The following is a 12,367-nucleotide window of genomic DNA, read 5'->3' as shown; positions in this document are numbered from 1 at the left end:
CATCCAGCAGCGCCCCGGGCACCGGCGTCGTGCACCCAAGCAGCGCCGGTGATGTCCTGCAAAAATGGCGGCGAACCAGCATTCTCCACGTGGATATGGACGCCTTTTTCGTTTCCGTGGAACTCCGCACCAGGCCCGAACTGATCGGCAAGCCCGTGATCGTGGGGTTCCCTGCTGAACGGTCCGTTGTCCTCTCTGCGTCTTATGAAGCCCGGGCCACCGGGGTGAAATCTGCGATGCCCATGGCCATTGCCATGCGCAGGTGTCCCTCCGCGATCATTATTAACCCGCGCCACTCGGAGTACTACGAGGTTTCAGCCCAGCTCATGGGGATTTTTGCCTCCATTACCGATCTCGTCGAGCCACTGAGCGTTGATGAAGCGTTCCTCGACGTCGGTGGTGCTATCCGGCGCTTGGGGTCGCCGCTGGACATTGGTCACCTCATCCGCCGCCGGGTGCGTGCCGAACTGGGAATCACGGCTTCAGTAGGGATTGCCAGTACCAAGTTCGTTGCCAAGATCGCATCCACCCGCTGCAAGCCCAACGGGATTCTGCAAATTGATGCCGAAGATACCATCGCGTACCTGCACAGCCTCCCGGTCAACGCTTTGTGGGGTGTTGGCGGCAAAACCGGCGAGGTCCTTGCCCGCTTGGGGATCCGTACTGTGGCGGACGTGGCGGCCACTCCCGTTGCCACGCTGAAACGAGTCCTGGGCGCAAGTGGAGAGCACGTGCACAGGCTCTCCATGGGTATTGATCCGCGGCCGGTGACTCCCACGAGGCTGGAAAAGAGCATCGGGGCGGAAGAGACATTTTCCTCGGATACAGCTGATGACGCAGTGTTGCGCAGGGAACTGCTGCGGCTGTCGCACCGGACCGCCGCCCGGTTGCGGAGTTCCGGCATGGTGGCCAGGACGGTGGCTTTAAAACTTCGGTATGCGGACTTTTCAACGGTGACTCGGAGCCGGACCGTCCACGTGGCGGTCGACAGCGCTCAACTGATCTACCAAGTCGCGGTGCAACTGATGGAGTCACTGGGCGCGCGGCCCATGTCTGTCCGCCTGGTGGGGATACGCGCGGAACAGCTTGAACCTGCCGAGGAGACCTCGCTCCAGTTAAGCCTTGACCGCCGGGACGACAACTGGCGGGCGGCTGAGCAGGCCTTGGACAGGGTCTCTGAGCGCTTCGGATCCAAGAAACTCCTGCCAGCCAGGCTCCTCGAGTCAGGGAAGCCGCCGGCCGAACAGTGACTTTCGGCCAAAGCGCCCAAGCCTTGGCGTGTCTTTCAGAACGGGGCCGGACAAACTATCCTATTTATTACAGAGATTTGATCGTCTGGACAAACTGCTTCCGGAACAGACGGCCCGGGTTCCACTGAAACCGTGCGGGTTTTTGGGGAACAAATCCGAAGGACCGATCGTTTTGGTTACAGATGCACAGGACGCGTTATGTCCAGACGCTGGCTGACTAAAGGAGGTCGCGATGCCCCTCTCGGAGCACGAACAGAAGCTGCTTGAGCAATTGGAGAAGCAACTTCACGAGGACGACCCAAAGTTCGCCAACACCATGGGATCGGACCCCATTCGGAGTTGGTCCACCAGACACGTGATCATAGGAATCCTCGGTGCCATCGCGGGCATCCTCTTGTTGCTTTTCGGAGTAACCGTCCAGGCGATCCCCGTGGGAGTTCTGGGATTCGTTGTGATGGGCGCAGGGGTCTATTTCGCCACGCTTCGAGGGTCAGCCTTCAGTAAGGGCCGCAAGGCAAAATCCGGAAAGACCAAGTCCAAGAGTTCGTTCATGAGCAGCTTGGAAGAACGCTGGGACGAACGTCGCCGGGACGAGAACTAAGTCCTTCCCGGGCCGGACCTTCGTTCAGATAAACCGCGGCTCGTAGGTAGCCCGCTCCTCCCAGTGGCAGCGCTCCTTAGGAACCGCCGTCGCCACGCGTGAGCGTCAATGCTCGAATACGCTGTAGCCATCAAGACAACCATCAAGACCCGCCTTGGCGGGTCTTTTCGGGTTTAAAGGGCAGGCGGCGTCTTGAAGCACACCACACGCTCCCAGGGCCGGGCCCGGGCCACCGCATCTGGTGATTTCCCTCCACTTTCCACCCCGCGCCACTGATTCGGGACTATTCAGCGCTATGCCGGACCGAATCGAAGCGACTGAAAACTCAAAGTGGTGGAGAAACGGCCCGCTATGCGTTGACTGTGGGGTGTTGTGGAGTAAAGTGGAGCGCATAAGAGGGTAGTGGCAGCGTTGGATATGTGAGGCACCTTTACTGAGGGGCGGTGGGCAGGTGTTTCTTGGCACTCACTCTCCGCGTCTGGACGAAAAGGGGCGGATCATCCTGCCAGCCAAATTCCGCGAGGAACTCGCGGAAGGCCTGGTGCTTACAAGGGGCCAGGAACGCTGTATCTACGTCTTCAGCCAGAAAGAATTCGAGCGTATTCACGAGTCCATGCGGGAGGCTCCACTTTCCTCCAAGCAGGCTCGGGACTACATGCGGGTCTTCCTGTCTGGGGCCTCTGATGAGGTACCTGACAAGCAAGGGCGCGTGACGATTCCGCCAGCGCTCCGTTCGTATGCAGGGCTCGGCAGGGAACTGGCAGTGATTGGTGCCGGCACCCGCGCGGAGATCTGGGACGCCGAGGCTTGGGATACGTACCTCAGCGAGAAGGAAGCAGCCTTCTCGGAAACGGATGACGACAATCTGCCCGGTTTCATCTAACCGGTCAGTGGGGCAGCAGCCCCGGTTCTTGGATGGGATCTCCAGCCGCCCATTGAACTGTCTTCCTGGCTCAACTTCCCCTGAGCCAGGCCGGCGGTCCGATAGGCGCGGATGGGGATCCGATCCAAGGAACAGCGCGAAGAAACTGAGGAAAGAGGAGGCAGTGTGGAAGAGCAGGACGCGGCAAAGCCCACATCCGAGCGCCACGTACCCGTCCTGAAGGACCGCTGCATCAACCTCCTCGCGCCAGGTTTCGAGGCTGCTCGCAGCCGCGGCGAAATTCCCGTGGCCATCGACGCCACGCTCGGCATGGGCGGACACTCGGAGGCGATGCTGCAGCGCTTTCCCGACCTACATCTGGTGGGCATAGACCGGGACGAGGAAGCACTTGCCCTGGCCGGCGCCCGACTCGAGGCCTTCTCCAGCAGGACTGATTTGGTCCACGCGGTGTATGACGAAATTGAGGACGTCCTGGCGGACCTCGGTATCCGTGAAGTCCATGGAATCCTCATGGACCTGGGCGTCTCCTCGCTGCAGTTGGACGAACGCGAGCGGGGTTTCGCATATTCCTATGACGCTCCGCTGGACATGCGCATGGACACCAGCCGGGGTCAAACAGCTGCAGATGTGGTCAACAACTACAGCGAAGAGGAATTGGTACGGATCATCCGGAAGTGGGGCGAGGAGAAGTTCGCCGGGCGCATTGCCAACCGTATTGTCAGTGCCCGTGCCCAAAAGCCTTTCGCCACCACCGGTGAACTCGTGGAACAGATTCGGAGCGTCGTTCCCGCCGCCGCGGCGAAGAGCGGGGGACATCCGGCCAAACGCACTTTCCAAGCCCTCAGGATCGAAGTCAATGAAGAGCTTGAGGTCCTGGAGCGCGCAGTTCCTGCGGCGGTAGCTGCCACCGCACTGGGCGGCCGGGTGGTGGTGATGTCGTATCACTCGCTTGAGGACAAGATCGTGAAGTCGGTTTTCCAGTCCGGCTCCAAATCCTCGGCACCGCTCGGATTCCCGGTGGAACTCGAGGAACACAAGGCCGAGTTGAAGACCATCACTAAGGGCACCGAAGTCCCAACAGCAGCAGAAATTGCTGAAAATCCCCGCGCGGCGTCAGCCCGATTGAGGGCCGTGGAGCGCATCAAACCAAGGAGACAAGCATGAGCAACGCCGCAGCGACCACACGGCCCTCCGTAGTGGGGCATTCTGTTGTGGGCAATACCGCCAGGCAGCTCCCGCTCCCGGGCGGGAAGCCCGACGTCGACCGTAAGGCCCGCACGCCCCTCTCCTTGGTGCGCAGTGTCCCGGTCCGCCGTCGGACGCCGTTTGTGGTCCTATGCTTCGCCGCGATGGCTGCTGCACTCCTCACGGTTCTTGTCTTGAACATCTCCGTGTCCACAGCCCAGTACCAGTTGGTCCAGCTCAAGGCCCAGGCTGCGACCCTGGACAAAGAAAACCAGGATCTGACACAGCAGAAGCAAAGCTTCGAAGCTCCACAGAATTTAGCCGCCAAAGCTGCAGAATTGGGAATGGTAGCTTCCACGGTCAAAGGCCAGATTGATGTGAATACGATGACGGTGACCGGCAAGGCAGTTCCTGCGGTTAAGGGAGACGCTCCGGGAGCGGTTATCGCTCCTCCTGCACTCTCAGGGCAAGCGCCGTCGGCGGCCGCCAAGGATGCCACGGCAGCTGCCTCGACGGCAACGACGTCCAAATCTTCAGCGCCCGCGACGCCGGCACCCGCAACCTCGCAGGCTGCGACACCCAGCCCCGCGCCGACGGCATCCGTGCCTGCCGCCGCGCCTCCGGTCGACCTCAACGGGGGATCCGTCCCGGCGCCTTTGCAGAAGGTACCGGGGCAGTAGCCAACCCGTCCACTGAAGCAAGTCCAGCAGCAAGGAAATAACGTGGCGCAGAACCCCGGCAAATCGAACAAGACGAAGGTGCCGGTAGCCAGGAAACGGCTGCGGCTTGGTCTCGGCATCATGTTGACGCTTCTGCTGGTGGTGGGCGGCAAGCTCTTCATGGTGCAAGGGCTCGACGTCGGCGGCATGGCCGAAGCCGCGCTGGCGAAGCGCCTGACTCCCATGGTTCTGCCCGCTCAGCGGGGGAAGATCCTTGATGCCAATGGCGCCGTCCTGGCCAGCAGCATCATCGCGTACAACATCGTGGTAGATCAGACGGTCAATACGAATACGGCAACGTTCCACCGGTACGACGACGCCACCGGAAAGCTTAATGAGATCTCCCGGGACCAAGGCATCACGGAACTTGCCGGACTCCTGGGTATGGACGTGAACCAAGTGCGGGCATCCCTGACCGGCGAAAAGAAGTACTTCGTTGTGGCCAAAGACATCAAGCCGGAGCTTGAGGACCGAATCTCCAAGCTCTACATTCCCGGCCTTAGCTCCGAGGGAGTCAGCAAACGCGTTTATCCCAACGGGAGCGTAGCCGGAGGGGTGATCGGCTTCCTGCAGGACGGCACCACGGGCCAGGCGGGCATCGAACAAACACAGGACCAGATCCTCCGCGGAACGGCAGGAAAGCGTGTGTTCGAGATTGGTGCCGATGGCCTGAGGATTCCAGTGGCTACCGACGAGCTGACCCCAGCCGTGGACGGCAGCGACGTCAAGTTGACCCTCAACACCGACATCCAGTACTTCGCGCAGCAGGCCATTCAAAGCCAGGTCAACAAGCTCAACGCCGAGTGGGGATCAATCGTGGTGATGGACACCAAGACCGGCAACCTGGTTGCCATGGCGGACACCAATGCCCCCGATCCCAATGACCCCGGGAAAGTCGATGCCAAGGACCGTGGTGTCCGCTCCGTGACGGCAGCGTACGAACCGGGCTCGGTGGAGAAGATGATTACGGCTGCGGCCGTTATCCAAGAGGGCAAGTCGAGCCCACTGGACCACTTCACTGTTCCGCCAGCACTGACCATCGATGGCCAGACCTTCACCGACGCTTTTGAGCACGGCACCGAGGAGCGTACCTTGGCAGGCATCGTGGGCTGGTCCATGAACACCGGAACGGTGATGGCAGGCAGCAGGCTTACCAAAGAACAGCGGTACAACTGGTTGAAGAACTTCGGCATTGGCGAACAGCCTGACATCGGCCTGCCGGGTGAAGCCACGGGAATCCTGGCCACGCCGGACAAGTGGGATGACCGCCAGCAGTACACGGTGCTGTTCGGCCAAGGCGTATCGCAGTCCACGCTGCAAACCGTCCGCGCCTATCAGAGTATTGCCAACGATGGACTCATGCTCCAGCCCCGGCTGATTGACTCGTACATCAACCCCAAGGGCGAAGAGCAAAAAGTGCCCGCAAAGGACTCCCGTCAGGTGGTGTCGAAGGAAACTGCCCAGCAGGTACGCGACATCCTGGAGAGCGCGGTGACCGAAGGCGAAATCAAGGACGCTGGCATCGATGGCTATCGGGTGGGCGCGAAGACCGGAACCTCCGAGGCGCCGCGGGAGGATGGACTGCCTGGATTCGACGGCTACACCGCCTCCATGGTGGGCATGGCTCCCATGGATAACCCGCGTTTCATCGTGCAGGTGGTGGTGCAGCGGCCCAAGGGGAACATCTATGGAATCACCAACGGTCCGGTCTTCCGGTCCGTGATGTCGCAGGTCCTCAGGGCCTACAACGTGGCTCCCTCCACGGGAACCGCCGCGCACCTACCGCAATTCGTCAAGTAAGCTTTTTGGGCGTCTGTTTCGGCGAAACCAAGATTTACCCATACCGGCCCAGGACGACGCAAGCCCCGGCCGGGTCGTTCCACGAGCACCAACGGAGAACCACGTGTCAGAGCACCATCAGGCAGTTTCCCATGCCGCGCAGCCAGGGGCAGTGCGTTCCGGCTTCCGGCCTGAGTCCGTGGCGGCCGTGCCTTTGGCCAGCATCGCCAAAGCTTTAGGAATATCCCTGCCCAGCGATGAGCATGCGACGGGGGTGACCGGAATTACGCTCAATTCCAAGGCAGTGGAGCCGGGTGATCTCTACGTCGCTTTGCCAGGGTCTTCCCGCCACGGAGCAGATTTTGTGCCCCAGGCTGTGGATGCCGGAGCCGTCGCCATCGTGACGGACGACGCCGGTGCCCGCCAGCTTGCCCTGGCCGGTGACCAGGCTGTCCCGGTGCTGATCGTGGAGAACCCACGAGCCGTCGTCGGGCGTTTGGCCTCCCTGATTTACCGAAGCCAGCCAGCCGACGGCGGTTCGCCCTCCCTGTTCGGCGTCACCGGAACCAACGGCAAGACCACAACTACCTACTTCGTTAACTCGTTGCTGCGGGCTTTGGGCAAGAAACCCGGGCTTATTGGAACCATCGAGATCCTGGCCGGCGGTGAGCCGATCCCGAGCGTGCTCACGACGCCGGAGTCGACTGATGTCCATGCACTGCTGGCCCTCATGCGTGAGCGTGGGCTGGATGCGGCGTCCATGGAAGTTTCCTCCCACGCACTTTCCTACCACCGTGTGGACGGGGTGATGTTCGACGTCGTGGGGTTCACCAACCTCACACAGGACCATCTGGATCTGCACGGCAGCATGGAGGAGTACTTCCAGACCAAGGCGGAGCTCTTCACCTCCGGAAGGGCACGCCGCGCCGTTGTCACAGTGGACGACGAGTGGGGTCGGCGTCTTGCCGAGCAGGCCGATATCCCTGTCACGACACTGTCCACCACCACGCCGTCCACCACTGCGCCCTCTAATGCCGACTGGGAGGTGGCCTCGACGTCACCGCGTGGGCTTGGTACCGAATTTGAGTTGAAGCACAGGGACGGGCGTAGCCTGCGCGTCCATACCGGCCTCCCCGGGGACTTCAATGTGGCCAATGCGGCGCTGGCCGTCGTCATGCTCTTGACGTCCGGTGTGGCCCCGGAAGCGGTACAAGAGGCGTTGGACGCCAAGGACCCATTGACGGTGGCTGTTCCCGGACGTATGCAATTGATCTCCACTGAACCTGCCGCGGTTGTTGATTTTGCCCACAATCCGGATGCCTTGGCACGCGCACTGGAGGCAGTCCGTTCACCCCAAGAGGGGTCCCGCGTGATTGTCGTCTTTGGCGCCACGGGGCAGCGCGACCAAAGCAAGCGTCCCACCATGGGCGCGATCGCTGCCCGCTTGGCTGATGTGGTGATCGTCAGCGATGATGATCCCCACGACGAGGACGCGGCCGCTATCCGTGCCGACGTCCTGCGGGGGGCACAGGCGGCCCGGGAGAGCGAAAACCTCCCCTGCGAGATCATTGAGTCGCATCCAAGGGACGTGGCTATCAGGCTGGCGGTGGACCTGGCCACCGCGAAGGACACCATCCTCGTTGCGGGCCGGGGCCACGAGGTGTGGCAAGAGGTCCAAGGGGTGAACCTGGCGCTCGACGACAGGGTGGAGTTGCGTGCGGCCTTGACATCCAAGGGATTCAGCGTTTCAACGGACCAGCGGATAGAGTCCTAAACCGAGATGATTTCATTGACTGCGGCGGAGATCGCCGACCTTACCCATGGCCGACTGACCGTACAAACGGACGTCGTGCCCAGCTCTGTCGTCACTGATTCGCGGGAAGTTTCCCCCGGTTCGCTGTACGTCGCCAAGCGCGGCGAGTACGCTGACGGCCACGACTTCGTAGCTGCCGCGTTCGAACGCGGCGCCGTGCTTGTCCTGGCTGAACGCGAAGTGACCGATGCGGACGGAAACCCGTACCCCGCCGTCGTCGTGAAAGACGCCGTGCTGGCGATGGGCGCCTTGGCAGCGGAATGCGTTCGGCGCATCCGTTCAGGCCGTGAGCAGCGCGGCGAGGACTTCACGGTGGTCGGTATCACCGGCTCCGCCGGCAAGACAACCACCAAAGACCTCCTGGCCGGAGTCTTCTCCGCCGCCGGGAATACCATTGCCCCCCAAGGCTCCTACAACGGCGAGGTCGGCGTCCCGCTCACTGTTTTTTCCGCTGACGAGGACACGCGTTTCCTGGTTATCGAGATGGGTGCCACCGGGATCGGCCACATCAAGTACCTCGCGGACCTGGTCAAGCCGGACATTGGGGTGGTCCTGATGGTGGGTACCGCCCATGCCGGCGAGTTTGGCGGCGTGGAGAACATCGCCAAGACCAAGGGTGAGCTCGTTGAGGCCCTCGGTGAGCAGGGCACGGCCGTGATCAATCTTGACGACGGCCGCGTGGCTGCCATGCGCACCCGCACCAAGGCCAAGGTCCTCGGCTTTACTGCTGCCCCTGCCACCACCGAAGAGGTGGAGGCGCGCAACGTCGTCGTGACCGATGAGGGACACCCCACCTTCGATCTCGTATTGCCCGACGGCGGTCCGTCCGTTCGCGTGCGCAGTCGGCTGATCGGTGGTCACCACGTCACCAACCTCTTGGCCGCAGCGGCCGCCGCATTCGCAGCAGGCATTCCGGCCGACGACATTGCAACGGCATTGAGCTCCCAGTCGGCCGCCAGCCGCTGGCGGATGGAGCGCATTGAGCGCGAAGACGGCGTGACCATCATCAACGATGCGTTCAATGCCAACCCCGAATCCATGCGGGCCGCCCTGCGGACACTTGCCGATCTTGGCCAGGGAAGACGCACCTGGGCTGTCCTTGGCGCCATGCTGGAACTTGGCGAAGACTCGATCCGCGAGCACACCGCCGTGGGTACCCAGGTTGTCCGATTGAACATTTCCAGGCTCGTGGTGGTGGGCCGCGAAGCCCGTGCACTCTATGTATCAGCCATCCAGGAAGGCTCCTGGGGTGACGAGTGTTCCTTCACGGAGACCGTAGATGAAGCCTATGAGCTGCTGCAGAACGAGCTCCGTCCAGGTGATCTTGTTTTGTTCAAGTCCTCCAAAGCAGTGGGGCTGCGGCATTTGGGTGATCGGATAGCATTACCCCCACGGGCTGGCTCCGCAGGGGACAGTGCGGCAGGAGATGCCGCAAACGAAGGGAACGATCTGCAGTGATTGCACTTTTGATCGGCGCAGGCGTCGCCCTTCTGGTGGCCTTGACAGGCACCCCTGTGTTTATCAGGTTTCTCGTTGCCAAGAGCTATGGGCAATTCATCCGGGATGACGGGCCCACCTCCCATCACACGAAGCGAGGTACGCCCACCATGGGCGGCGCTGTTGTGGTGGTGGCGGTCCTCCTCAGCTATTTCCTGACGCACCTGGTGATGTGGATGTTGAATCCGCATTCGCCCGGTCCCTCCGCTTCAGGACTCCTGCTGCTCTTCCTCATGGTCGGCATGGGTTTTGTTGGGTTCCTGGACGATTTCATCAAGATTTCGAACAAGCGAAGCCTCGGCCTGAACGCCCGTGCGAAGCTGATCCTGCAGGCCGCCGTCGGCATCATTTTTGCCGTGCTGGTCCTGCAGTTCCCTAACAACGACGGCTTGCGTCCTGCATCCACGCAAATCTCGCTGGTTCGCGACATTCCTTGGCTCAACCTTGCCTTTGGCGGCACGGTCCTGGGCGCAATTCTCTTCATCGTGTGGTCCAACCTGATCATCACGGCGGCCACCAATGGCGTTAACCTCACAGACGGCTTGGACGGCCTCGCCGCAGGTGCGTCCGTCATGGTCTTCGGTGCCTACACCATCATGGGAATCTGGCAGAACAACCAGGCCTGTGGCTCTCCCCGGGAAGCAGGCAGCGGGTGCTACCAGGTGCGCGATCCCTTGGATTTGGCACTCCTGGCAGCAATCCTGAGCGCGGCTTTGGTGGGTTTCCTGTGGTGGAACACGTCGCCGGCGAAGATTTTCATGGGGGACACGGGGTCCTTGGCCATCGGCGGTGCGGTGGCAGGATTCGCCATCCTTTCCCGGACGGAACTGCTCCTTGCGTTCATCGGTGGTCTCTTTGTCCTGATCACCCTGTCAGTGATTATCCAGGTGGGCTTTTTCAAACTCAGCGGCGGCAAACGTGTCTTCAAGATGGCGCCGCTGCAACATCACTTCGAACTAAAAGGCTGGGCCGAGGTCACGGTGGTGGTCCGCTTCTGGATCCTGGCGGGGCTGTTCGTGGCTGCGGGCCTGGGAATCTTCTACGCTGAATGGGTGGTGCTGCTGTGAACGGGAGTCCCGGGAACGATCCCCAAGCCGGTGACCGGCTCAAGGACCTGAACAGTTGGGACTCCGACTGGAGCGGATTGCGCGTTGTGGTTACCGGGATCGGGGTCTCCGGCTTCGCGGCCGCGGACACCTTGATCGAACTCGGCGCCAAAGTGGTGGTTGTCGATGCTGCGACCACTTCCAAGGCCCAAGCCCAGGCAGACACACTGAAGATCGTGGGCGCCGTGGACGTTCTCCTCGGGGCGGAAGCCGTTGAAGCCCTGCCCCTCATAGAAGGAAGCCTCCCCGAATTGGTGGTGACCTCGCCTGGGTGGCGTCCGGACCAAGCGCTGCTGGCCGCGGCAAAGCGCAAGCACATCCCGGTGTGGGGCGACGTTGAACTGGCGTGGCGTCTCAGGGTAAGGGCAGGGCGCAAGACTGCCGACTGGCTGGCGATCACAGGCACCAACGGCAAGACCACTACGGTTGGAATGACCGAGTCCATGTTGCAGGCGGCGGGCCTGAAGGCAATCGCCGTCGGGAACGTGGGCACCCCAATCCTTGACGCCCTGCGCGACCCCGTGGACTACGATGCCTTCGCCGTGGAGCTTTCCAGCTTCCAGTTGCACTGGAGCCACTCGTTATCGCCCGTGGCCAGCGTGTGCCTCAACGTCGCAGAGGACCACGTGGATTGGCACGGGTCCTATGCCTCGTATTTGGCTGACAAGGCCAAGGTGTACCAAAACACCCAGCGCGCGGCAATTTACAACGCGGAACAGATCGAAACCGAACGCATGGTGGAGAACGCGGACGTCGTCGAAGGTTGCCGGGCCATTGGTTTCACCACCAACACACCGGCGATCAGCATGGTGGGGGTGGTGGATGGTTTGCTCGTTGACCGTGCTTTCATTGCGGAGCGCAAGGACTCCGCAGCCGAACTCGCTTCCATGACGGATCTCGGACCTGTGGCCCCGCGCCACATGGTCGCCAACGCCTTGGCCGCTGCGGCTTTGGTCCGGGCATATGGAGTTGAGCCATCAGCCGTGAAGCAGGGCCTGGCCAATTACCTTCCGGGCGCGCACCGCATCCAGTTGGTGGCCAAGCATGAGGACATCCTGTGGGTCAATGACTCCAAAGCGACCAACCCGCATGCAGCCTCCGCAGCCCTTTCCGCCTTCCAGCAGGTGATCTGGATTGCCGGCGGTCTGTCCAAAGGTGTCCATTACGACGACCTCGTGAAGGAACATGCGGCCCGCCTGAAAGCTGTTGTCCTCATCGGCACGGATACTGCGGATTTGGAGTCGGCCCTCCAACGACACGCACCCAATGTCCCCGTGATCGCGCAAGCGAAGGGTGACACTGAAGAGGTGGACAACGCAGCCGCTGATGTCGCTTCGCCGCTTTCCGGTGAGGCCGTCATGGCGCAAGCAGTGGTATCGGCTGCCCGGCTGGCATCGGGCGGGGACACCGTGCTCATGGCCCCGGCTGCCGCATCCATGGATCAGTTCTCTTCCTACGCTCACCGTGGCGACGCTTTCGTCCAGGCGGTACGCGAGCTTGTGGAAGGGCAGGCACAGACCGCCAAGGAGTAGCA

The 12,367-nt window shown here is 61.8% G+C and carries 10 protein-coding genes; all 10 read left to right on the top strand.

Features of this window, described 5'->3' with window-relative positions; genetic code table 11:
* Nucleotides 1-29: 29 nt before the first annotated feature.
* A complete protein-coding gene (dinB, locus tag SB659_RS07920) occupies nucleotides 30-1,250 on the top strand; it encodes a DNA polymerase IV (RefSeq protein ID WP_410550079.1) in 1,221 nt (406 codons plus the stop codon).
* A 232-nt stretch (nucleotides 1,251-1,482) separates the two neighbouring features.
* Nucleotides 1,483-1,851: a DUF3040 domain-containing protein gene (locus SB659_RS07915; protein WP_284979533.1), complete on the top strand. Its 369-nt coding sequence runs from the start codon at nucleotides 1,483-1,485 to the stop codon at nucleotides 1,849-1,851.
* Nucleotides 1,852-2,302: 451 nt separating this feature from the next.
* A complete protein-coding gene (gene mraZ / locus SB659_RS07910) occupies nucleotides 2,303-2,734 on the top strand; it encodes a division/cell wall cluster transcriptional repressor MraZ (protein ID WP_284979534.1) in 432 nt (143 codons plus the stop codon).
* A 165-nt stretch (nucleotides 2,735-2,899) separates the two neighbouring features.
* Nucleotides 2,900-3,898 carry a 16S rRNA (cytosine(1402)-N(4))-methyltransferase RsmH gene (gene rsmH / locus SB659_RS07905; protein WP_410550050.1) on the top strand — a complete coding sequence of 333 codons (999 nt, stop codon included), beginning with the start codon at nucleotides 2,900-2,902 and terminating at the stop codon, nucleotides 3,896-3,898.
* A complete protein-coding gene (locus SB659_RS07900) occupies nucleotides 3,895-4,599 on the top strand; it encodes a hypothetical protein (protein WP_410550049.1) in 705 nt (234 codons plus the stop codon). Before rsmH ends, SB659_RS07900 begins: the two co-directional genes overlap by 4 nt.
* Before the next feature lie 42 nt (nucleotides 4,600-4,641).
* Nucleotides 4,642-6,438, top strand: a complete 1,797-nt coding sequence (locus SB659_RS07895) for a peptidoglycan D,D-transpeptidase FtsI family protein (RefSeq protein ID WP_410550048.1) — start codon at nucleotides 4,642-4,644, stop codon at nucleotides 6,436-6,438.
* Between the two features lie 103 nt (nucleotides 6,439-6,541).
* Entirely contained in the window at nucleotides 6,542-8,191 is a 1,650-nt protein-coding gene (locus SB659_RS07890) for a UDP-N-acetylmuramoyl-L-alanyl-D-glutamate--2,6-diaminopimelate ligase (RefSeq protein ID WP_410550047.1), read from the top strand.
* Between the two features lie 6 nt (nucleotides 8,192-8,197).
* A complete protein-coding gene (locus SB659_RS07885) occupies nucleotides 8,198-9,688 on the top strand; it encodes a UDP-N-acetylmuramoyl-tripeptide--D-alanyl-D-alanine ligase (protein ID WP_410550046.1) in 1,491 nt (496 codons plus the stop codon).
* Nucleotides 9,685-10,794: a phospho-N-acetylmuramoyl-pentapeptide-transferase gene (gene mraY / locus SB659_RS07880; protein ID WP_284979541.1), complete on the top strand. Its 1,110-nt coding sequence runs from the start codon at nucleotides 9,685-9,687 to the stop codon at nucleotides 10,792-10,794. The genes SB659_RS07885 and mraY overlap by 4 nt, the downstream gene beginning before the upstream one ends.
* On the top strand, nucleotides 10,776-12,365 hold the full coding sequence (gene murD, locus SB659_RS07875; RefSeq protein ID WP_410550045.1) for a UDP-N-acetylmuramoyl-L-alanine--D-glutamate ligase: 1,590 nt from the start codon (nucleotides 10,776-10,778) through the stop codon (nucleotides 12,363-12,365). Before mraY ends, murD begins: the two co-directional genes overlap by 19 nt.
* The last annotated feature ends 2 nt before the right edge of the window (nucleotides 12,366-12,367 follow it).

The organism is Arthrobacter sp. SIMBA_036, from assembly GCF_046535135.1.
Classification (GTDB): domain Bacteria; phylum Actinomycetota; class Actinomycetes; order Actinomycetales; family Micrococcaceae; genus Arthrobacter.
This window is presented reverse-complemented; position numbering and strand designations above follow the sequence as displayed.